The organism is Kribbella sp. NPDC058693 (genome assembly GCF_042715335.1).
Classification (GTDB): Bacteria; Actinomycetota; Actinomycetes; order Propionibacteriales; family Kribbellaceae; genus Kribbella; species Kribbella jiaozuonensis.
The window spans coordinates 367561-387739 of the sequence record NZ_JBHXSQ010000004.1 but is presented as its reverse complement, the minus strand read 5'-3'; the positions used below and the strand labels follow the sequence as shown (position 1 = coordinate 387739).

At 66.8% G+C, this 20179-nt stretch carries 26 protein-coding genes and 2 tRNA genes; 12 read left to right on the top strand and 16 right to left on the bottom strand.

Translation table 11 applies throughout. The features are described 5' to 3' along the window. Nucleotide 1 precedes the first annotated feature (1 nt). The 8 genes from ACFWUU_RS28160 to ACFWUU_RS28125 all read left to right on the top strand — a co-directional run bounded on the left by ACFWUU_RS28160 (nt 2) and on the right by ACFWUU_RS28125 (nt 4115). On the top strand, nt 2–478 hold the full coding sequence (locus ACFWUU_RS28160) for an NUDIX domain-containing protein (RefSeq protein WP_380179707.1): 477 nt from the start codon (nt 2–4) through the stop codon (nt 476–478). A 40-nt stretch (nt 479–518) separates the two neighbouring features. Then, nucleotides 519–1040, top strand: coding sequence for a DinB family protein (locus ACFWUU_RS28155; protein WP_380179705.1), 522 nt, complete (start codon nt 519–521; stop codon nt 1038–1040). 9 nt (nt 1041–1049) lie between these two features. Next, entirely contained in the window at nt 1050–1289 is a 240-nt protein-coding gene (locus tag ACFWUU_RS28150; RefSeq protein WP_380179703.1) for a hypothetical protein, read from the top strand. A gap of 66 nt (nt 1290–1355) precedes the next feature. Next, complete coding sequence (locus ACFWUU_RS28145; RefSeq protein ID WP_380179702.1) at nt 1356–1823, top strand: NUDIX hydrolase; 468 nt, start codon at nt 1356–1358, stop codon at nt 1821–1823. Nucleotides 1824–1899: 76 nt separating this feature from the next. Beyond that, complete coding sequence (locus ACFWUU_RS28140) at nt 1900–2445, top strand: dihydrofolate reductase family protein (protein ID WP_380179700.1); 546 nt, start codon at nt 1900–1902, stop codon at nt 2443–2445. Further along, nucleotides 2445–2891 carry a hypothetical protein gene (locus ACFWUU_RS28135; protein ID WP_380179699.1) on the top strand — a complete coding sequence of 149 codons (447 nt, stop codon included), beginning with the start codon at nt 2445–2447 and terminating at the stop codon, nt 2889–2891. Before ACFWUU_RS28140 ends, ACFWUU_RS28135 begins: the two co-directional genes overlap by 1 nt. A 479-nt stretch (nt 2892–3370) precedes the next feature. Continuing rightward, entirely contained in the window at nt 3371–3673 is a 303-nt protein-coding gene (locus ACFWUU_RS28130; protein WP_380179698.1) for a MafI family immunity protein, read from the top strand. Nucleotides 3674–3710: 37 nt separating this feature from the next. Then, nucleotides 3711–4115, top strand: coding sequence for an NUDIX domain-containing protein (locus ACFWUU_RS28125; protein WP_380179697.1), 405 nt, complete (start codon nt 3711–3713; stop codon nt 4113–4115). A 73-nt stretch (nt 4116–4188) separates the two neighbouring features. On the opposite strand, the gene ACFWUU_RS28120 is transcribed toward ACFWUU_RS28125, so the two are convergent. The 5 genes from ACFWUU_RS28120 to ACFWUU_RS28100 form a co-directional block, all read right to left on the bottom strand. After that, nucleotides 4189–4680 (bottom strand): SRPBCC domain-containing protein, encoded by a 492-nt coding sequence (locus tag ACFWUU_RS28120; RefSeq protein WP_380179696.1) that lies wholly within the window; start codon nt 4678–4680, stop codon nt 4189–4191. Further along, entirely contained in the window at nt 4670–5017 is a 348-nt protein-coding gene (locus ACFWUU_RS28115) for an ArsR/SmtB family transcription factor (protein WP_380179695.1), read from the bottom strand. The genes ACFWUU_RS28120 and ACFWUU_RS28115 overlap by 11 nt, the downstream gene beginning before the upstream one ends. A gap of 380 nt (nt 5018–5397) precedes the next feature. Continuing rightward, nucleotides 5398–5589, bottom strand: coding sequence for a hypothetical protein (locus tag ACFWUU_RS28110; RefSeq protein WP_380179694.1), 192 nt, complete (start codon nt 5587–5589; stop codon nt 5398–5400). Between the two features lie 77 nt (nt 5590–5666). Beyond that, complete coding sequence (locus tag ACFWUU_RS28105) at nt 5667–6323, bottom strand: hypothetical protein (RefSeq protein ID WP_380179693.1); 657 nt, start codon at nt 6321–6323, stop codon at nt 5667–5669. A 254-nt stretch (nt 6324–6577) separates the two neighbouring features. Continuing rightward, on the bottom strand, nt 6578–6736 hold the full coding sequence (locus ACFWUU_RS28100; protein WP_380179692.1) for a hypothetical protein: 159 nt from the start codon (nt 6734–6736) through the stop codon (nt 6578–6580). A 236-nt stretch (nt 6737–6972) separates the two neighbouring features. On the opposite strand from ACFWUU_RS28100, the gene ACFWUU_RS28095 reads away from it, so the two are divergent. Further along, entirely contained in the window at nt 6973–7215 is a 243-nt protein-coding gene (locus ACFWUU_RS28095) for a DUF6547 family protein (RefSeq protein ID WP_380179691.1), read from the top strand. Between the two features lie 295 nt (nt 7216–7510). Here ACFWUU_RS28095 and ACFWUU_RS28090 read toward each other — a convergent pair whose 3' ends face one another. From ACFWUU_RS28090 to gyrB, 7 genes are all read right to left on the bottom strand, one after another. After that, nucleotides 7511–7639, bottom strand: coding sequence for a hypothetical protein (locus ACFWUU_RS28090; protein ID WP_380179689.1), 129 nt, complete (start codon nt 7637–7639; stop codon nt 7511–7513). A 307-nt stretch (nt 7640–7946) separates the two neighbouring features. Then, nucleotides 7947–8022 (bottom strand) — tRNA-Ala (locus ACFWUU_RS28085). 10 nt (nt 8023–8032) lie between these two features. After that, nucleotides 8033–8164: a DLW-39 family protein gene (locus ACFWUU_RS28080; RefSeq protein WP_233714837.1), complete on the bottom strand. Its 132-nt coding sequence runs from the start codon at nt 8162–8164 to the stop codon at nt 8033–8035. 39 nt (nt 8165–8203) lie between these two features. Continuing rightward, nucleotides 8204–8277 (bottom strand) — tRNA-Ile (locus ACFWUU_RS28075). Nucleotides 8278–8373: 96 nt separating this feature from the next. Next, the gene (locus ACFWUU_RS28070; RefSeq protein WP_170989825.1) at nt 8374–8877 is read right to left on the bottom strand and encodes a DUF3566 domain-containing protein; all 504 of its coding nucleotides are present in this window, start codon (nt 8875–8877) and stop codon (nt 8374–8376) included. A gap of 353 nt (nt 8878–9230) precedes the next feature. Further along, nucleotides 9231–11825, bottom strand: a complete 2595-nt coding sequence (gene gyrA, locus ACFWUU_RS28065; RefSeq protein WP_380181768.1) for a DNA gyrase subunit A — start codon at nt 11823–11825, stop codon at nt 9231–9233. Between the two features lie 108 nt (nt 11826–11933). Beyond that, nucleotides 11934–13994, bottom strand: coding sequence for a DNA topoisomerase (ATP-hydrolyzing) subunit B (gene gyrB, locus ACFWUU_RS28060; protein WP_137255898.1), 2061 nt, complete (start codon nt 13992–13994; stop codon nt 11934–11936). A gap of 365 nt (nt 13995–14359) precedes the next feature. Between gyrB and ACFWUU_RS28055 the strand changes: the two genes are divergently transcribed. From ACFWUU_RS28055 to ACFWUU_RS28045, 3 genes are read left to right on the top strand one after another with little or no spacing between them, the layout of a single operon-like run. Next, nucleotides 14360–14995 (top strand): hypothetical protein, encoded by a 636-nt coding sequence (locus ACFWUU_RS28055; protein WP_380179687.1) that lies wholly within the window; start codon nt 14360–14362, stop codon nt 14993–14995. Continuing rightward, on the top strand, nt 14992–15597 hold the full coding sequence (locus ACFWUU_RS28050) for a hypothetical protein (RefSeq protein ID WP_380179685.1): 606 nt from the start codon (nt 14992–14994) through the stop codon (nt 15595–15597). The genes ACFWUU_RS28055 and ACFWUU_RS28050 overlap by 4 nt, the downstream gene beginning before the upstream one ends. After that, complete coding sequence (locus ACFWUU_RS28045; RefSeq protein WP_380179683.1) at nt 15594–16151, top strand: hypothetical protein; 558 nt, start codon at nt 15594–15596, stop codon at nt 16149–16151. Before ACFWUU_RS28050 ends, ACFWUU_RS28045 begins: the two co-directional genes overlap by 4 nt. Nucleotides 16152–16157: 6 nt before the next feature. Here ACFWUU_RS28045 and ACFWUU_RS28040 read toward each other — a convergent pair whose 3' ends face one another. From ACFWUU_RS28040 to gnd, 4 genes are read right to left on the bottom strand one after another with little or no spacing between them, the layout of a single operon-like run. Continuing rightward, nucleotides 16158–17498, bottom strand: coding sequence for a hypothetical protein (locus ACFWUU_RS28040; RefSeq protein ID WP_380179681.1), 1341 nt, complete (start codon nt 17496–17498; stop codon nt 16158–16160). A 48-nt stretch (nt 17499–17546) separates the two neighbouring features. Next, entirely contained in the window at nt 17547–18110 is a 564-nt protein-coding gene (locus ACFWUU_RS28035) for a DUF721 domain-containing protein (protein ID WP_380179679.1), read from the bottom strand. Then, nucleotides 18103–19242 carry a DNA replication/repair protein RecF gene (gene recF, locus ACFWUU_RS28030; protein ID WP_380179677.1) on the bottom strand — a complete coding sequence of 380 codons (1140 nt, stop codon included), beginning with the start codon at nt 19240–19242 and terminating at the stop codon, nt 18103–18105. The genes ACFWUU_RS28035 and recF overlap by 8 nt, the downstream gene beginning before the upstream one ends. 1 nt (nt 19243) lies before the next feature. Continuing rightward, entirely contained in the window at nt 19244–20167 is a 924-nt protein-coding gene (gene gnd / locus ACFWUU_RS28025) for a phosphogluconate dehydrogenase (NAD(+)-dependent, decarboxylating) (RefSeq protein ID WP_137255904.1), read from the bottom strand. Nucleotides 20168–20179: the final 12 nt, after the last annotated feature.

The window sequence follows — 20179 nt, the reverse complement described above, 5'->3', positions numbered from 1 at the left end:
GGTGAGCAGACGACTGGCGGCGTACGCGGTGTGCATCGAGGACGGACGGGTGCTGCTGGCGCGCTACGTCTCGCCGTACGGCGAGGGCACCTGGTGGACGCTGCCCGGTGGCGGCGTCGAACCGTGCGAGGACCCGTTCGACGCAGTCACCCGCGAGGTCGCCGAGGAGACCGGCTACTCGTCTGTCGTCGAACGTCTGCTCGGCGTCGACTCCCGCATCATCCCGGCCGCCGAACGCCACCGCCCCGGCCCCGAGGACCACCAGAACATCGGCATCTTCTACGCCGTCCGCATCACCGCCGGCACCACCCGCCCCGAACCCAACGGCGAAACCGCCGAATCCGTCTGGACGCCGCTGACCACCGTCGCGAGCTTGCCCCGCGCCGCCCTCGTAGACACCGGCATCACCCTCGCTCAGTCCCAGCCCTCAACCGGCCACGTCCAACCATCCGCCACCACGGACGTCATCCGCCCCTGATCGCCTGTCGATCTGTGCCCACGTCAGGCATCGGTCAGATATGAACGACATCGTGATCGAGAAGATCATCCGCCCTGAGCGCACCCTGTTCGGCACCTGGCTCGAAGTGATCGCCTCGAACCTCGACTACCACCGAGCCACCTTCCTGTGGAAATGCGAGGGCCTGACGGACGCCCAACTCCGCCACCGCCCCATCCCCTCCACAGACCTGACCCTGCTCTCCCTCATGCGCCACCTACAGGGCGTCGAACGCTACTGGCTCCAGTACCGCCTCGCCGACGCAACCCCGCAGTACCCCACTTACCGAACCAACCCCAACACCGACTGGTTCGACGAGTCAGACCCCACCCCCGCGGCCGCCGTGTACGCCGACTACCTATCCGCCTGCGCCGACTCCAGAGCCCTCTTCCCACCGCGCGACCTGACCCGCCCCATCCCCAACCCCGAATTCGGCAACACCGACCCCCACTTCATCCTCACCCACGTAATAGAGGAATACGCCCGCCACACAGGCCACGCCGACCTCCTCCGAGAATCCCTCGACGGCACCACCGGCGAATAGGTTGAGCACGTGATCCGCCTGACCGCCGACGACCTCACTCTCACCGACTCCCAAGCACTGAAGATCCGGTACCACCTGCTCGAGTTCATCCCCGCCACTCGCTGCACCATCCACCGCGGCCCGGGCCCCGTCATCGAAGTCCCGGACCACGACCCCGCCGAACTGGCCCCAGGCGTCCTCGACCGCATCGAACAGATCGCGAACTGCTCATTCAAGGTCGAATCCGCACCGGACAAGCCCTTGCCGTAGGAACTCACCCCAGCCGGCCTCGACGAATCGCGGACGGCTCGGCGAGACGTGGAATAGTTGCTGGTCGTGTATGAGCTTCCGGTAGAGAACGCCGACGGGTCGGTGCTGCTCAGCTTCGAGCGGATCCGCGAGGACGAGTTCGGCAGTCTGGATCCCTCGGTGCCGTTGACTGCTTCCCTCGTGGTGCTCTGGTGCGGTGACGAGTGCCTGATGGTCTTCAACCGGATCCGGAACGCCTGGGAGCTGCCCGGCGGCATGATCGATCCAGGTGAGTCCCCGCGCGAAGCCGCAGTACGCGAACTCGCAGAGGAGAGCGACCAACGCGCGGACTCCCTCGACTTCGCCGGCGTGGCCAAGATCCGGATCGCACCCGACAACCACCTCGAGTACCTGGCGACGTACCGCGGTCAGCTCGCCGCTCCACAACCTTTCACGCCGAACAAAGAGATGTCCGCCGCCACCTGGTGGAACCCGGGCGAGCCTCTGCCCGACCTGTTCCCGATAGACGCTGCCCTCGCATCCCTCTGCCCGTAGCGGTGTCGATTCGCGAGTGCCTCGTTCGACCTAGTGGTGATCAAACAGTTCAGGCATCCCACGAAGGAGAATCACCATGGCTGATCCGCGAAAGGTTGTCGCAGGCTACTTCTTGTCGCTGGACGGAGTAGCCGAGGCTCCGGACAAGTTCCTCACCGGCTGGGACGACGAGACCGACGCCAGCGGCGCCAGGCTCATCGAGACCCAGGACGTCGTCATCCTCGGCCGCCGCACGTACGACGAATGGTCCGGCTTCTGGCCCACCAGCGAGATCGAGCCCTTCGCGTCCTTCATCAACACCACCCCCAAGTACGTCGCCACCTCGAAACCACTCGACGCCGACTGGTCCAACTCCCACGCAATCGAAGGCGACCTGGCCGACTTCGTCCGCACCCTGAAATCCCAACCCGGCGGCGACATCGGCATCCACGGCAGCATCTCAATCACCCAATCCCTCCTAGCCGCCAACCTCATCGACGAACTCCGCCTCGTCATCGCCCCCACCATCGTCACCACCGGCCAACGCCTCCTCACCAACCTCCCACTCACCCACCTAGAAACCATCCGCTCCACCCCCACCCCCGCCGGCCACCTCCTCGTCGACTACCGCGTAGTCCACTAGTGCAGCCCCTCGAGACCTACACACTCGCCAACAGTTGGCCGCACGCCGACGCAGCGACCGCATCCCGCCTGATCCTGCGAGCGCTCCAAGACAACGTCGCCAGCTTCGAGACCGACATCCCGGCACCTTCCGCCGACTGGCCCCCAACCGTCGCCTCCGCCGCCGAAGTCCTCCGCGGTGCTGCACGTCGGAAGAGCCGCGCCGACTACGCACAAACCGGAATCATCAAAAACCCCAGCAACGAGGTTTGGTCGGCCTTCGTCGAGTTCGCAGCTTGGGCGTACGACGCAACCGTCTGGAACTCCACCGGCGACGCCATCGTCTCCCTCGCCGACGAAGCCCACTCAATCGTCATCCGCATCACCCACCACCAGCACGCCGCAATCACCGCCGCCCTGGCCGCCGCCGGGCAGAAAAGGGCGCGCCTCGAGAGACTCATCAGGTGATGATGCTGCGATGCCTGAAAAACACTCACGCCCAGTACCTGGCGGCCGGGCGTTCTACCTGACCGAACGCCTCTGGGAGCTGTCGGCCGGCCTCCCCGTCGAGTCGGTACCAATCGACTCCATCAAGGCATTCGACGAAGATTGCTGGTTCGGCGGCGCCCCCGTCACCTGCCGAATGGTCGCCACCACGCCGCCCTCATCCAAAAGCCGACCTCACCTACCCAGTAATCCTCTCCACCGACGGCCGCCTAATGGACGGCGGCCACAGAATCTCCAAGGCCTGGATCAACGGCCAACCAACAATCAACGCCGTCCGCTTCAAAACCGACCCAGCCCCCGACTACTTCGAATGGGACCCCACCACCTGAGTCCTCCTGGAATCTGCCACCACAGTCAGTGCGGCGGTTGTGAAGAGTCCCCGCTTCCCCATCCACACGATTCCAGCCGGAGGTTGGACGCGACCGCGATAGCCTCCGACCATGGATGGCGACACACTGCAGCGGCTAGGGGTGCTGGTGGACTCGCTGTCTGGGCGGGCCGCTCAAGGCAGCGAGGCCGCTATGGGTGCCTCCTTCGACGTGCGGGTCGCGGACTGTCTCGATCTGGCGGCGCACGGCGAAGCTGCAATTGCTTTCGAGAACCTGGCCCAGAACGTGTACGACTTCGACGTGCCACTCACGGAGTCGGAGTACCGGGCGTTCGCGGAGACTGGAGGACTGCTCAGGCTCAGCCCCAGGGCGTGGTCCTTCCTCCGCGACCTTGTAACCCAGGTCGGTCGCTGATCGCGTCATGAGAGCGCGTTCGGCTTAGAGTGCCGCCATGGTTGCCCCGATTCCGATTGCAGTTGCTGCGCTTGTGCGGGACGGGCTGGTGCTGCTGGCGCATCGGCATCCGTCGCGTCGGTGGTATCCGGACTGTTGGGACCTCGTCGGCGGACATGTCGAGGCGGGAGAGTTGCCTCAGCAGGCCGTCGTTCGGGAGTGCCTCGAAGAACTCGGGGTGCGGGTTCACGACCCCGTGCCCTTCCCGATCAAGATCAGTGACCCGACGCTCGAAATGCACGCATTCCTCGTCACCCGCTGGGACGGCGAACCCACCAACGCCGAACCCGAGGAGCACGACGACCTCCGCTGGTTCCGACCCAGCGACCTCGCGGATCTGAAGCTGGCCCAACCGGTAGCCCTGCCAAGCATCCTGAGCGCCATCCAGATCGCAACCAGATAGCCGATGTGACCCGCCAACTCATATCTGCGACAGTCCAGCGCGCGGATCGGGGCTTGAGCGTGCGTTTCCTTCGCTAGGTTCGGCTGGGGTTGAGGAGTGACCGGAGGATGGCTTCCATCTCGTCGAGGCTGTCTTGCCGGCCGTCGAAGCCGGTCATGTGGTCGCGTCCTGCCTTGTCGCGGAACGCCAGTCTCCACGTGAACGTCGTCACTCCGTCACGTTCCTGCAGCTCCATCGTTTCGACTGCCTCGACATCCGGCCAGCAGTTGAAACGCCACGTCTCCACAGTTCGGACCGGCGGCTCGACCTCCAGGTAGGTCCCGCTGAACGAGAAGACGGTTCCGTCTCCGGTCACGAAGGACGAGTGGTAGTTCCCGCCGACCCGCAGGTCGATCGAGCACTCCGTCATCCGGTCCGGGGGCGTCGCGCCCCACTTGCTCACGTGCTCGGGCTTCGTCAACACGTCGAAGACGAGAGCGATCGGAGCGTCGAACTCTCGAGTGATGACAACCTCGAGTTCGTTCGGGAATGTGATGACTGCAGAACCATGCCGATCAGGTGTCATTGTCGTCCCCTTGTCGTTGCAGCTCTTCGAGGTAGTCCTCGATCCGATCCAGTCGGTCGTTGATCGCCCGCTCGTACTTGGCCACCCAGTCCTGCACGGGCTGAAGCTGCTCCGGTGCCAGGCGGTAGAGCCGGCGCCGGCCCTCGGCGCGGCACTTGACGAGCCCCACCTCACCGAGCACCCGCAGGTGCCTCGAGACCTGGGGCTGAGACATCGAGACGGCGCCGACAATCGCCCCAACCGCCTTCTCGCCCGTGAGCAGCACATCGAGGATTGCGCGGCGGTGAACGTCGCCGAGAGCGTTGAAGACATCCGACGTTGTCGAGGCTCGAGCCACTCTTCGAAAATATCTCCATATGGATATATGTCAAGGGTGCGGGCGGCGGACGACTGCTCATCGGCAGATCCGTGCCGGGTGGGCGCGCGAGGCGGCCGCGCCGAGGAGCAGCGCGACGAGGAAAGCGTCCGCGTAGCGCGCGGGGGTTGACCGCAGTACGCACGGCGCGGGGTTGGCCGCAGTACAGCACGAAGCCGGCAACCGGGTTGTGGTGGAGACGAGGGGACTTGAACCCCTAACCCCTGCCTTGCAAAGGCGGTTGTGGCGGTCCCGGTGACTTGGGCGTGGGATCGCTGAGTCTCGGCTCGACCGGTTCCGCCCCTTGAGTGACCGGTCGAGCCCACTGGCATGTTCTCGTTGGGGCACGCGGAGGGCACGCGCTAGCAGTATTCCTCGACAACGAGCATTGACCGGTGGTCGACGGCTTTGAACTCGGCGGCCACGAAGTCGGTGTGATCCTCAGGCGCGCGTGCATCGCCCGAGGGCTTCAGGTAGGGCTGGATCGTCGCCAAGAGGTTCTCCCGCTCTGCGGTCGCTACCTCCTTGACCTCGTCGAGGTAGACGTGCAGCACAGGCACTGCCGAGCGCTCTAAGCGGCTCCACCGCAACTCGCCGCCTCGCAGCCGCCAAAGCGTGCCGCTCTCGTCGATCAGTCCGACGGAGGGGGGTCCGCGGCTTCGGGGATGTAGCCGCAGCGCTGTGGGTCGCATTCGGCCTCGTGGTCTCGTCCCCAGAGGTAGGTGTCTCGCTCTGTGGCACGAGCGAGGTGAACGAGTCGCACCTGTTTCCTTCGGGGCCTGGTCGAGGGCAACGCTGTGAAGGTTTCTGGGAGTACGGCGACCATGCCGCTGACCTGCTCACCGTCGCACATCCGCAGGAGTGCGGTGCACTGCCACCAGCGGATCGTGCCGCCCTGACCGTCTGGGCTGCCGGGCCAGTAGTAGTCCGCCGGATCCGGAACTAGGTAGTGAACGCCGCCGGGGTCCAGGTGGGCCTGCAGCCATGGTCCGCCTTTACCGAGGCCGAGCCGGAGCCGTCCGGCCTCTTCGTACAGGGCACAGACCGCGGCGGTGTCGAGAGCCTTCAGAACGGTTGCTTCCGCAGGCAACGACCGACGTCCGGCCGGGGCCTTCACCGGCCACAGACCCAGCAGGACTCCCACCCGCTGCCGCAGCGTCATCGGCGACGGACTCTTGCCGTGGACCGGCAGCGGCGGCGGTGGGGTCCACCGAATCCCGTCCTGCTCGATGGTGCGCAGCATCCATGCACGCCCCTCCGCGCCGGCGGTGTGCCAAACCCAACTCATCGGCCGCTTCGCCATCGCCTGCTGAAAGCTACTGAGGGAAGCGCCTCTGCGCGACGGCTGCCAGCGACGCGGCCGGGTGATCCCCGGCAGGTTGTGGCACAGATCGGCCAGAAACCGTATGCGCTCCAGATCCTCATCAGGAGAGCTGTCCTCCGAGGTGCGCCGGACATCCCCGGCGAGATAACGAATCTCGGTGAACGCCCAGGCAGCCAACAGTGCGGCTATGTTGCGATCAAGCCTGACGTCCCGGCGGCTCACACCGCCTCGACCGCACAGTCACGACCGGCGCGTACGAGGACCTGGCAGACCCACTTCTGCGCCCGGTCAAGTCCCTCGTCGAGCAGGAACCATGTCGCGCCGACCGCACCGGCGACGAGGACCACCTCGGCGCCCAGCCTGAAACCGAGCCTCATGCTCCCATGATGCCAGCGGCCGGAGTCTCGGCGTGACGCGACTTAATTGTCTGCGGCATGTGCGTGCGTTCGCCGCGTGTTGGCCGGGACGTCGGCTGTGGCCAAGTCGCGCGCTGGGGCATCATTCGTGGCGTGACCGATGACCGGACTGACTACAGGGCACTTATCGACCGACTTGTTCTGGCCTGCAGGGCCGGGCAGGGGCAGATTAGTGCCAAGCGTGTCCGCTCCGGGCTGTGGAACGCCAACACCGACTTGCCGGACCGTCGGCCGTAAACCAACTGTTGCGGAGACTGACGTCGGCCGAGCGAGAGGTGCTCGCACAGATGCTGGCGCAGGAGTTCGTCGGTGGCGTTCACGAGACACTGGTCGTCTTACATGAAGCCCAGGTCGAGCCACTCCAAGACGGCTACGAGGGGACACCGTTCCACGACTTCGTCGGGCGCCTCGACGATTGGCCCTGGCCGTCGGAGCAATGAACCCCTGTCCTCAAGCCGTCGCCTGGCGCCGGCCAGGGCGCACATCGTCCTGACCCTCCCACGTCGCCTGCGTGACCTGGACGAGCTCCGACCAGCAGCATCATTCCGGGCGAAGCGACCCGCCCCGGGTCGGGACCAGAGCGTCCGCACATCGGCAGATCCGTGCATTGGCCTGATCTACCGGTGGATCACAGCCCGCGGCGAGCTGGCGGCGACCGCCTAGTTGGCGCGGATCGCCTCGGTGAGTTCGTCGATGTGGGCGATGACGGCATCGGCTCCAGCGACGGTCAGGTCGTCAGCCTTGCCGGGCTTGTGTCGGGAACGGGCCGGCGTTGGCGTAGCCGATGCTGGCGGCGCCGAAAGCGCGGGCGGCCTGTACGTCGATGGGTTGATCACCGATCAGGGTGCAGGCGTCGGGCTCCACCGCGGCGGACTCATTCGCCGGCGTCGGCCGCGCAGCACGCGGGGGCTGAGCACGGCCCAGGACGGCACGGTCCGCCCGTACGAACACGCCGGCCTAGCAGTCACCGCGCGATAAGCGCGCAACCGCGGGCGGTAGCCCGCCACGTCCGGCGGTAGCCGGAAGGGATGCACCGGCGATAAGCCGGGGGGTGGGTGGGAGCGCGCGAAGCGGCTGCGCCGAGGAGCGGAGCGACGAGGAAAGCGGCCGCGTAGCGTGCGGGGGTTGGCCGCAGTACGCAAGAAGCCGGTTGCTTTTCAGCAACCGGCTCTGGTGGAGACGAGGGGACTTGAACCCCTAACCCCTGCCTTGCAAAGGCAGTGCTCTGCCAGTTGAGCTACGCCCCCGTGAGGGTGGTCAGCGACCCGGGGTTACCGAGTCGACGGCCTCGGCCCAGAGGTCCTTGTCGGCGCGGGACTGCTGGGTCTTCTTGTAGGCGAAGTATCCACCGATGCCGGCCAGCAGCACCAGCAGGAGCTTCTTCAGCACTGGGACTCCTCGGAATCGGGGGCTTCACAAATGTGAGGGTGGGCCTAACTGGACTTGAACCAGTGACCTCTGCCTTATCAGGGCAGCGCTCTAACCGTCTGAGCTATAGGCCCGCGTACTGCGGTGTCGAACCCGGGAGAGATTACCGCACCAAGGGCCCTACTCCCAAACCGGTTCCGGCCGGGCCCGACCAGGGCCCGGCACGAGAATCAGTCCTCCGACGCCAGCGTGACTTCGAGGCCGCCGAGCAGCGTGGCGGCGATGTTGTAGAGGAAGGATCCGAGCGTGGCGAGCGCCGTGATGATGAGTACGTCGGCGCAGGCCAGCAGCGTCGTGAAGCCCATCACCTTGCCGGTGTTGATGTAGTTCTCGACCCGGAACGGCTCGGCCGTCGGCGTACCCAGCACCTCTTGCACGGTGCTGTTGATGTTGTCGAAAACACCCGCCGCACCGATCGCGGACCAGATGATGAAGACCGCGACCCAGGTCACGATCCCGAAGGCGATCGACAGCAGGAACGCCGTCTTCATCACCGACCACGGATCGATCCGGGACATCCGGAGCCGCGCCTTGCGGGTCTGCGGCCGGCTCGAGGTCTTGGCGTCCTTCTCGGCGAGCCGCGCCTGCCTGGCCTCTTCCCGGTCGGTCTTGTCCGGCTTCGCCGCGGTCACGGCAGCCGCCTTGTCGAGCACCGCCTGACGCGCCGCGCTCACCCGGTCACCGAACGACTCGGTCTTCGCGACCGGGCTTTCGTACGGCGAGCTCGCCGCGGGGGGCGTCGTACCCGGGGGAGACCAAGGCTCCGGCCGGCCCGGTGTGCTGGGAGAAGGCTGGGGACGGACCGGTGCACCTGAGCCGGGAGCAGCCGGCCGAGGCTGCGGCCGGTACTCCGAGGACGGCCGCTGACCGTTCGCAGGCCTCGGCTGGCCGCCCGGCACACCATTGGAACGACCGTTGGAGGCCGGGTTGGCCGGGGCAGCAGACGGCTTCCCACCCGGCGCGGGGCGCTGGGACTTGGAGCTGTCGGCCGCACCTTCAGGCCATGTCGGCCTCGCGCGGTTGGTCATCAGTCACCCTCCTGGCCGGCTTCGTCGTCTTCGACGGTAGCCGCGCCGTCCACGTCCGTCGAACGTTCGTCATCATTCTGGACGCTCTCAGAGGTGGATTCGGTTGTCGGAACGTCCACATTCTGGGCACCAATTGCCTCAGTACCCTCTTCGACGCCCTCCGACTCCTCCAGGGCCAGGCTCAGGTCGGTGTTCCGGGCGATCGCGACCACCGCGTCGGACTCGCCGACCCCGGCGAACCGCACGCCCATCGTGTCGCGGCCCTTGACCGGCACGCTGTCGACCCGGCTGCGGACGACCTGGCCGCTGGCCTTGATCGCCAGCACCTGGTCCTCGTCGACGACGATGATCGCGCCGACCAGCGAACCGCGCTCGTCGTTCAGCTTCACGGCCTTGATCCCGAGCCCGCCGCGACCCTGCTGGCGGTACTCCGAAACCCGCGACCGCTTGGCGTACCCGGCGTCGGTCACGGTGAAGACGAACTGCGTGTCCTCCTCCGAACCGGCCCGGATCACCGACATCGACAGCAGCTCGTCGCCGGAACGGAACTTCATGCCGGTCACACCGGAGGTCGCCCGGCCCATCGGCCGCAGCTGCTCGTCGTTCGCGGTGAAGCGGATCGACTGGCCCTTGCGGGACACGAGCAGCAGGTCGTCCTCGGCGGTGGCCAGGTCGGCGCCGATCAGCTCGTCGTCCTCCTCGCGGAAGTTGACCGCGATGATGCCGCTCTGCCGGGCCGAGTCGTAGTCGCGCAGCGCGGTCTTCTTGACCAGACCCCGCTTGGTCGCGAGCACCAGGTACTCCGACTGGTCGTAGTCGCGCAGCGTCAGAACCTGCGCGATCTCCTCGTCCGGCTGGAACGAGAGCAGGCCGGCGACGTGCGAGCCCTTCGCGTCCCGGGCGGACTCGGGCAGCTGCCACACCTTGGCCCGGTAGACCCGGCCCTTGGTGGTGAAGAACAGCATCCAGTGGTGGTTGGTGGTGGCGAAGAAGTGGCTGATCTCGTCCTCGGCCCGCAGTTGCGCGCCCCGGACACCCTTGCCGCCGCGGTTCTGCGTCCGGTACAGGTCGGTCTTGGTCCGCTTCGCGTACCCGCCGCGGGTGATCGTGACGACCACGTCCTCGTCCGGCACCAGGTCCTGCACGGACAGGTCGCCGTCGGCCGCGATGATCTCGGTACGCCGCTCGTCGCCGTACCGCTCGACGATCTCGCTGAGCTCGTCCTTGACGATCGTGCGCTGCCGCTCCGGGCTGGCCAGGATGTCCTCGAGGTCGGCGATGATCGCCTCGAGCTCCTGCAACCGCTCGATGATCTTCTGCCGCTCCAGGGCGGCCAGCCGGCGCAGCTGCATGTCGAGGATGGCCTGCGCCTGGATCTCGTCGATGTCGAGCAGCTGGATCAGGCCGGTGCGTGCCTCTTCGACGTCGGGGCTGCGCCGGATCAGCGCGATCACCTCGTCGAGGGCGTCGAGCGCCTTCACGTACCCGCGGTAGATGTGCGCGTTCTTCTCGGCCTCGCGCAGACGGAAGCGGGTCCGCCGCTGGATGACCTCGATCTGGTGGTCGATCCAGTGCTTGATGAACAGGTCCACACTCAGCGTCCGCGGTACGCCGTCGACGAGCGCGAGCATGTTGCAGCCGAAGGTGTCCTGCAACTGCGTGTGCTTGTAGAGGTTGTTCAGTACGACGCGCGGCTGCGCGTCACGCTTCAGTACGACGACCAGCCGCTGCCCGGTCCGCGACGAGCTGTCGTCGCGGATGTCGGCGATGCCGTTCATCTTGCCGGTGTTGACCAGCTCGGCGATCTTCAGCGCCAGGTTGTCCGGGTTCACCATGTACGGCAGCTCGGTGACGACCAGGCTGGTCCGGCCCTTGGCGTCTTCCTCGATGTCCACGACCGCGCGCATCGTGACCGAACCACGGCCGGTGCGGTACGCGTCGTCGATGCCCTTGTAGCCGACGATCAGCGCACCGTTCGGGAAGTCGGGGCCCTTGATGTTCTGCAGGCAGGCGTCGAGCAGCTCCTCGCGGGTCGCGTCCGGGTGCTCGAGCGCCCAGTCGACCGCGGCCGCGACCTCACGCAGGTTGTGCGGCGGGATGTTGGTCGCCATCCCGACCGCGATCCCGGACGAGCCGTTGACGAGCAGGTTCGGGAAGCGGGCCGGCAGGATCACCGGCTCCTGCGACTTGCCGTCGTAGTTCGGCCGGAAGTCGACCGTGTCCTGGTCGATGTCGCGGACCATCTCCATCGCCAGCGGCGCCATCCGGCACTCGGTGTACCGCATCGCGGCCGCCGGGTCGTTGCCCGGGGAACCGAAGTTGCCCTGGCCCTGGATCAGCGGCGCGCGCATCACCCACGGCTGCGCGAGCCGGACCAGGGTGTCGTAGATCGCCGAGTCGCCGTGCGGGTGGTACTGACCCATGACATCACCGACGACGCGGGAGCACTTGTTGAAGCCGCGGTCCGGCCGGTAGCCGCCGTCGTACATCGCGTAGAGGATGCGGCGGTGCACCGGCTTGAGGCCGTCGCGGACCTCGGGCAGCGCGCGGCCGACGATGACGGCCATCGCGTAGTCGAGGTACGACTGCTGCATCTCGGTCTGCAGGTCGAGCGGCTCGACCCGGTCGTGGCCCGGCGAGGTGGGGGTCTCGGTCATGAAAAAGTCCCGTTCAGATCAGTACGTCGGTAAGCAGCAGCGAGATCAGATATCGAGGAAGCGAACGTCCTTGGCGTTGCGCTGGATGAAACTGCGCCGCGCCTCGATGTCGTCGCCCATCAGCGTCTGGAACGTCTCGTCGGCGCGGATCGCGTCGTCGAGGGTGATCTGCAGCAGCACCCGGTTGGCCGGGTCCATCGTGGTGTCCCACAGCTCGTTCGCGTTCATCTCGCCCAGACCCTTGTAGCGCTGGATCGGGTTCTCCTTGGGCAGCTTCTTGCCGGCCTCGTAGCCGGCCTCGAGCAGGCCGTCGCGCTCGCGGTCGGTGTAGGCGAGCTCGTCCGGCTGGTTGCTCCAGCGGATCTTGTACAGCGGCGGCTGCGCGGCGTACACGTGACCGCGCTCGATCAGCGGCCGCATGAACCGGAACAGCAGCGTGAGCAGCAGGGTCCGGATGTGCTGGCCGTCGACGTCGGCGTCGGCCATGATCACGATCTTGTGGTACCGGAGCTTCTCTTCGTCGAAGTCCTCGTGGATACCGGTGCCCAGCGCGGAGATGATCGCCTGGACCTCGTTGTTCTGCAGGACCTTGTCGATCCGGGCCTTCTCGACGTTCAGGATCTTGCCGCGGATCGGCAGGATGGCCTGGAACTTCGGGTCGCGGCCGCCCTTCGCGGAGCCACCCGCCGAGTCACCCTCGACGATGTAGACCTCGCACTCCTCCGGGTTCGTCGACTGGCAGTCGGCCAGCTTGCCCGGCAGACCGCCACCGCCGAGCAGACCCTTGCGGTTACGGGCCAGGTCGCGCGCCTTGCGGGCCGCGATCCGGGCGCTCGCCGCGGCGGACGCCTTGCGGATGATCTCGCGACCCTCCGCCGGGTTCTGCTCGAACCACGCGCCGAGCTTGTCGTTGACGACGCGCTGGACGAAGCCCTTCACCTCGGTGTTACCGAGCTTGGTCTTGGTCTGGCCCTCGAACTGCGGCTCGGCGAGCTTGACCGAGATGATGGCGGTCAGGCCCTCCCGGATGTCGTCACCGGTGAGCCTGTCCTCCTTCTTCTTGATCATGCCCTGGTCCTCGCCGAACGAGTTGACCAGCGAGGTCAGCGCGGCCCGGAAGCCTTCCTCGTGCGTGCCGCCCTCGTGGGTGTTGATCGCGTTCGCGAACGTGTGCACCGACTCCTGGAACGAGCCGCTCCACTGCAGCGCGACCTCGAGGCTCATCGTGTCGTCGGCGGTGGCCGCCTCGAACGAGATGACGTCGCGGTGCACGGTCTCGCGGATCCCGGTCAGGTACTTGACGTAGTCGACCAGGCCGTCCTCGTACCGGAAGGACTGCTCGAGCGGCTTGCCGTCCTCGTCGAAGTGGTCCGGACGCTCGTCCCGGATCACCAACTCGAGGCCCTTGTTCAGGAAGGCGTACTCGCGGAAGCGGGTGGCCAGTGTCTCGTAGGAGTACGTCGTGGTCTCGAAGACGTCCTCGCTCGCCCAGAACGTGATCGTCGTACCGTTCGAGGTCGACGTACCGATCTCGGCCAGGTCGGCGTCCGGGACGCCGTTGGTGAAGGTCTGGGTGTACAGCTTGCCCTTCAGCTTCACATCGACCTGGAGCTTGGTGGACAGCGCGTTGACCACGGAGACGCCGACGCCGTGCAGACCGCCGGACACCTTGTAACCGCCGCCGCCGAACTTGCCACCGGCGTGCAGAACGGTCAGTACTACGGTGACGGCCGGCTTGCCCTCGGACTCGACGATGTCGACGGGGATACCGCGGCCGTTGTCCTCGACGCGGACACCGCCGTCGGCCAGCAGCGTCACGACGATGCGGTCGCCGAACCCGGCCATCGCTTCATCGACCGCGTTGTCGACCACCTCGGTGACGAGGTGGTGCAGGCCGCGCTCACCGGTGGACCCGATGTACATACCCGGGCGCTTGCGGACCGCGTCCAGTCCCTCCAGGACCTGGATCGCACTCGCGTCGTACTCACGCTCGACGACGTTCGACGGGATCTGGTCGAGCATCTCCGGGAGCGCCTCGCTGGGTGCGGGGTTGCCGATGGGGTCGGCGGACTGGTTGGCGTCGATCTCGATCGGCTCGTCGGTCACCGGTGGTTGTCCTCCTCGGACCCCGCGTTCGCGAGGCATCGCGGCACAGTAGAGCCGCCCTCTACGGTGGTAGTAGAGGCGCGGCTCGCCCTACGTCGTCCATTCTACCTGTCGACCGAAGCAGAACCTGCCATCAGCCGCCCGAAACTCGCATCAGGGCGTCTTTTCTCCCTCATCTCCATGTCCCCTCTCGCGGGTGGGGGTCAGAAAAGCGCTCACGGCCGCTCAGTGGCCTCCGGGTGTTTCGCGACTGACCGATCCGGCACCGACCGGTCCAGACCGCTTGACCCGCTCCGGACAGAGGCCTGGCGTCGGGTTGGCAAGCGGTGCCCGGCGCGCACCCACCGCCCCTTAGGATCGCTGCCGTGGAAAGTCTCGACGAGGTCATCGATGCGATGATCGCCGACCGGGTGATTCACCGGCACCGGCGAATCTGGCTGCTGGTGATCGCCCTCGTCGTAGTGGCCGCCCTGATCATCCTCGCCACCGGCGGCTGGAAGGAGAAGAAGGGCCGCACCGTCCCCACCCTGACCGCCCCGGCGACAGTGACGGCAGGCCGGTTCGAGTTCAGCTTCACGAAGGCCGAGATCGTCCGGACGCCGAAGACGGAGTACGACGAGGCCGCGTCGAAGGTCAAGATCTACTTCGACGCCAAGAACATCGACAGCGAGGAACACCAGAGCGTGACTCCTGGCGGCAGCCTGCTCGTGCTGGTTCCCGGTGGCGGCGCCGACACCATCGACAGCGACGGCATCTCGTGCCGCGGCGAGATCAGCTGGGTGCTCGTCTACGGACTTCCACCGGAGAGCTGCTTCACGACCTTCAAGGTGGACCCCGACTTCGCCGCGAAGACCATAGAGATCGGTGTGCTCGGCGAGTCGTACGAAGCCGTCAGCGGCGTGTTCGGCGCCAACGACAACGAGTTCTGGCAGAACGAGGCCCCGGTCGGGGTCGTCCGGCTGGACCCGACAGTGGTCGTCGACAACGGGGGCAGCAAGTGAAGCTCTACCGCCCCGCCACGATCCTCGTCGGCGTTCTCTTCGTGCTGCTCGGCGGGGTGACCCGGCTGGCGGCGCCCGACCAGGTGTACGACGAGCAGAACATCAAGGTCATCCACGGCACGATCGGGCAGGCACTCGACTACACCGGTAGCGGATCGACGATGAAGGTCACCCGGATCAAGTTCGCCCGCTCGGTCATCGACAGCTCCGAGAGTGACGACAAGAAGGCGCTGGAGACCAACGGCATCTACCTCGCGATCGAGTGGGACGCGGTCCGCGGCGCGAAGAAGCCGGACAACATCAACGCCACTCTGCTGGCCGACGGCGGCAGCGTGTACGAGCCGGTCGAAGGACTGTCCAACAGCGGGATCGACTTCCCCGACGCCGGCTTCGCGAAGACCGGCACCGTCGTGTTCGAGCTCAACCCGGCAGACATCACCAACCTCACCCTGAGGCTGAAGCCGACCATGATCTTCAATTACTACAACTCCGACATCGAGGTCGATCTCGGGGTCCCGACCGATGCCATCGCCCAGCAGATGGTCGACACCGCGGCACCGCAGTACATCGTCGGCACCGCGGTCACCCGGGTGGCGTCGTGAAGCTCGCGAGCCGGATGTCCCGGCTGACAGTACAGATCGCTCTGCTGGTGGCCCTGCTGGCTGCCGCGACGATCATCCTGCTGCGGCCCTATCTGACCGACACGGAACGGATCTACGAAGAAGGCCGGATCGACCAGGTCATCGACCAGGGGCCGGTGACGGTCGCGCATGTCGAATGGAAGCTCGACTCGCTGAAGGCCTACACCTCGATTCTCGACAAGGACGGCGAAGCGATCGACCTCGCCGGGCCGGCCGGATCCACGATCGTCGTGGCCACGCTGACAGTGACTCCGCGCGAGGGGGTGTTCCTCAAGGACAAGGGCTTCACCTGCGACGCGACCCTGAGGGACACTCACGGCAACACGTGGGACACCGAGCAGCCGTTCGACTACCCACTGGCGACGTACTGCGGCGACGACGACCACCCGTTCACCATGGACAAGCCGCAACAGATCGCGAAGGTCTACGTGGTGCCGAAGTCCGCCGTACCGAACCTCACCGGTGTGACCGTCGAAGACTTCACCGACCACCGTCGGGTCCTGATCACACCCTGACGGCGGTCAGACCGTGACGGGCGCCGGCTCTTTGGCTTCCGACTCCTTGGGCTGCGCAGCCGCGGCGGCCTCGTTGCGACGCTGGATGCCGACCGAGATGCACAGGTCGAACGCCGCCGCCAGCAGCGCGATCCGCAGCGGCTCGAAGATGAGCCGCTCGATCATGCTCGAGATCTCCTGGTTCATCAGGCCCCAATAGCCGCCGTGGATGCCGATCGTCCGCTGGATCAGGACGAAGGCCCAGTCGTCGGCGAGCACCCAGAGCGTGTAGACCATGCAGACCACGCCGAGGAACACCGGGCCGACCCGGACCAGCAAACGGAACGCGTTGATCGTCGGGTAGAACTTCTCACGCAGACCACCGAGCACCAGATCCGGCGCCTTGTAGGTCAGTTCGACCAGTCGGCCGCGCTGCGGTCCTTCCTGCTCTGCCCTACCGCCGAGCCGGCGCTCCAGCCGGGTGCCACGGAAGACTCCGCCGCTGGAGAGAACCCGGTGACCGAAGACGACCGTCGTGATCGCCAGCCAGGTCAGCGGCTCACCGACGCCGAGTTTGAACAGCGGCCAGAGGCTCTCCCAGAAGAAGCCCCACAGGAACTCGATACCTGCCGGCAACGGGATGTGGATGCCGGCGAAGAAGTCCTTCACGCCGTCCCACCAGTCCACCGACCAGTACCAGAAGGTTCGCCGCTGGAACCACAGCTTGCCCTCGGCGATCGCGAACGGCGTGATCACGAACGTGAGCAGCACGAAGAAGGCCTCGGCCCAGACCTGGGCGAACTTCACCGGACGGCTGGGCCAGCGGTCGTCGACCGCCTGAAGCAGCCGACGCAGCACCAGCAGAATCACCAGTGCCGGCAGGTACCCGTGCCAGGTGTGGATGCCGAGCTTGAAGAACCCCGAGCCGGGCTGCGTCCCGTTCTGCACCAGGTACGTCGCGCTGAGCGAGTTGACCTGTTCGTCGAAGAAGCCCCAGGCCGACCACACCGCGACCAGGGGCAGCAGCGTGATCGCCAGCAGTTCCAGCAGACCGCGTTGGGTCGGGTCCGAGGTCTCCTCGGTGTCGCTGCTCGCCGCGTCGCGCCAGCGGTACAGCGACATCGCGCAGGTGCGGATCATGCCGACGGCCGCGGTGATCTGGAGCAGCACGCCGACGGCGAACAGACCTGTCCCGAGACTCGAGTGCGCATGCTGGGCCAGCCAGATCGCGCCTTGTACACAGACCGTGAAGCCGACGAAGCCGGCCACCCACCAGGTGGTCATGGGCAGCAAGTTCTTCCACCAGAGCCGGAAGGTGTCTCCGATCAGGTGGACCATCTCGCGAAAGCCGTCAACGAGCGTGCGCATCGCGCCCGATCCTAGGGGCTGGCCGGGTCGCGGGTACAACCAGTCTCGTCAGCCGTAGGTGTCGCGGGGGCCTCGGCCGCCGCGGATGGTTCGGGGGCCTTTTCGCCAGGAGGGAGTGTGCGGGCCTTGGACGTTGACGCGGGTGACGGTGCCTTCGCCCAGTTCGGTGTTGAGGCGGCGGACCAGGTCCGGGGCGAGGAGTTTGAGCTGGGTTGCCCACGCGGTGGACGACGTACGGACGGTGAGAACGGTGTCCTCGTACGACTCGGGCTTGCAGTGTTCGGCCATCTCGGGGCCGACGATGGACGGCCAGCGGGCCATCACGCCGTGGACGGCGACGTCGACCTCCCAGCCCTGATCGCGCATCAGGCGGCCGAGGGTGTTGGTCAGCTTCTGCGGGTCGCGGTCGTCGGGACGGGCGCTGCTGATCTGGGCGCCGTCGATCCGCGGTCGCCGGCGGCGCTTGACCGGCATGATGCCGCCCTTGGCCGCCTGCTGCTTGAGCCGTCCCGCCAGCGACTTCGCCAGCTCGAGGCCCTGCTTGTCGTGCTCTTCCTCGCTCTCGGGACCGCTCTCAGAGCCGCTCTCAGAGGAATCCGGGGGTTCAGACACGCTGAACGACCCCGCCACCAACCTCGAAGCGCGCGCCACTGAGCTCGGCGGGCACGTCAGCGCCGACAGCAGCAGTCACCAGCACCTGCTCGGCCGGCGCGACCAACTCGGCCAGCCGATCCCGGCGCTGGGTGTCCAGCTCGGCGAACACATCATCGAGGATCAGCACCGGTTCACCCCCGTCCGCGCGAAGCAGTTCGTACGACGCCAGCCGCAGCGCGAGCGCGAACGACCACGACTCACCGTGACTCGCATACCCCTTCGCAGGCAAGTCCCCGAGCCCGAGTACGACGTCGTCCCGATGCGGACCCACCAACGAGACCCCGCGCTCGAGCTCGTCCCGCCGCTTCTCCTGCACGGCCGCCAGCAGTACGTCGGCCAACTGCTCGCGCGACGTCACACCCGGCTCGAGCAGCACCGACGACTTGTACTCCAACCGCGCATCACCCTTGCCTCGGGCAACAGCGTCGTACGCGCTGGACACCAACGGGCGCAGGGATTCCAGCAGCTCCAACCGCGTCGCGAGCAGCTCGGACCCGACGCGGGCCAGGTTCGAATCCCACACCTCGAGCGTGCGCAGCTGTCCTTCGGCGGCACTCGTCCGGTTCTGCCGGCGGGCCTGCGAGGCGCTCCGCAGCAGTGAGTTCCGCTGCTTCAGCACCCGGTCGTAGTCCTGCCGTACGCCGGCCATCCGCGGCGAGCGCAGCGTCAGCAACTCGTCCAGGAACCGGCGCCGCTCGGACGGATCGCCTTTCACCAGCGCGAGATCCTCCGGCGCGAAGAGCACCGTCCGCAGCAGTCCGAGCACTTCCCGCGGTCGGGGGACGGGCGACCGGTTGATCCGGGCCCGATTTGCCTTCCCAGGATTGATTTCAAGCTCGACGACCACGTCCCGGTCGTACTGGCTGCGGATCTCGGTCCGCACGATCGCGCGGGTGGCGCCGGCCCGTACGAGCGGTGCGTCGTTCGCCACCCGGTGCGAGCCGAGGGTCGCGGTGTAGTGGATCGCCTCGACCAGGTTGGTCTTGCCGTGGCCGTTCGGCCCGACGAAGGCCGTCACGCCCGGGGTGAGCTCGACCTCCGCCTGCTGGTAGGACCGGAAGTCGAGCAGACCCAGGGCGGTGACGTACACCTCAGTGCTTGATCGGGGGCGTCGCGTACGACGGATCCGCGGACTCGGCGCCCTTCACCGCGTGACCGCCGAACTGGTTCCGCATCGCGGCGATCGCCTTCATCGCCGGCGAGTCGTCCTGCCGCGACGAGAACCGCGCGAACAGCGCAGCCGCGATGGCCGGCACCGGTACGGCGAGGTCGATCGCGGCCTCGACGGTCCAGCGGCCCTCGCCGGAGTCATCGGCGTACCCGCGGATCTTCTCCAGGTGGTTGTCGTCCTCCAGCGCGTTCACCAGCAGGTCGAGCAGCCAGGAGCGGATCACGGTGCCCTCGCGCCAGGACTGGAACGCCTCCGGCACGTTCTCGACGATGTCCGACGCCTCGAGCAGCTCGTACCCCTCGGCGTACGCCTGCATGATGCCGTACTCGATGCCGTTGTGGACCATCTTCGAGAAGTGGCCCGCGCCGACCTTGCCCGCGTGCACGAATCCGAACTCGCCCTCGGGCTTCAGCGCCTCGAAGATCGGCATCACGACGTCGACGGTGTCCTTGTCGCCGCCGCACATCAGCGCGTAGCCGTTCTCCAGGCCCCAGACGCCGCCGGAGACACCACAGTCGACGAAGCGGATGTTCTTCTCGGCGAGCTGCGCGGCACGACGGGTGTCGTCGGTCCAGCGGCTGTTGCCGCCGTCGATGACGATGTCGCCGGGGGAGAGCAGCTCGGCCAGTTCGGTGACGACCGGATCGATCGCCTGGACCGGCACCATCACCCAGACGACCTTCGGCTGGCCGCTGTCGGTGAGCTTGCCGACCATGTCGGCCAGGTCCTTGGCATCGGAGATGTTCTGGTTGTGGTCGAACCCGACCACGGTGTGGCCCGCGTTGCGGATCCGCTGGCGCATGTTGCCGCCCATCTTGCCGAGACCGACAAGGCCGAGCTCCATCTGAATCCCCTT

Excerpts from the sequence above, each read along its gene's own strand:
- ACFWUU_RS28155 (WP_380179705.1), top strand. The coding sequence starts at position 519 with ATGAACGACATCGTGATCGAGAAGATCATCCGCCCTGAGCGCACCCTG.
- ACFWUU_RS28140 (WP_380179700.1), top strand. The coding sequence starts at position 1,900 with ATGGCTGATCCGCGAAAGGTTGTCGCAGGCTACTTCTTGTCGCTGGAC.
- ACFWUU_RS28130 (WP_380179698.1), top strand. The coding sequence starts at position 3,371 with ATGGATGGCGACACACTGCAGCGGCTAGGGGTGCTGGTGGACTCGCTG.
- ACFWUU_RS28125 (WP_380179697.1), top strand. The coding sequence starts at position 3,711 with ATGGTTGCCCCGATTCCGATTGCAGTTGCTGCGCTTGTGCGGGACGGG.
- ACFWUU_RS28120 (WP_380179696.1), bottom strand. The coding sequence starts at position 4,680 with ATGACACCTGATCGGCATGGTTCTGCAGTCATCACATTCCCGAACGAA.
- ACFWUU_RS28105 (WP_380179693.1), bottom strand. The coding sequence starts at position 6,323 with ATGAGTTGGGTTTGGCACACCGCCGGCGCGGAGGGGCGTGCATGGATG.
- ACFWUU_RS28100 (WP_380179692.1), bottom strand. The coding sequence starts at position 6,736 with ATGAGGCTCGGTTTCAGGCTGGGCGCCGAGGTGGTCCTCGTCGCCGGT.
- gyrA (WP_380181768.1), bottom strand. The coding sequence starts at position 11,825 with ATGCAGCAGTCGTACCTCGACTACGCGATGGCCGTCATCGTCGGCCGC.
- ACFWUU_RS28040 (WP_380179681.1), bottom strand. The coding sequence starts at position 17,498 with ATGCGCACGCTCGTTGACGGCTTTCGCGAGATGGTCCACCTGATCGGA.
- gnd (WP_137255904.1), bottom strand. The coding sequence starts at position 20,167 with ATGGAGCTCGGCCTTGTCGGTCTCGGCAAGATGGGCGGCAACATGCGC.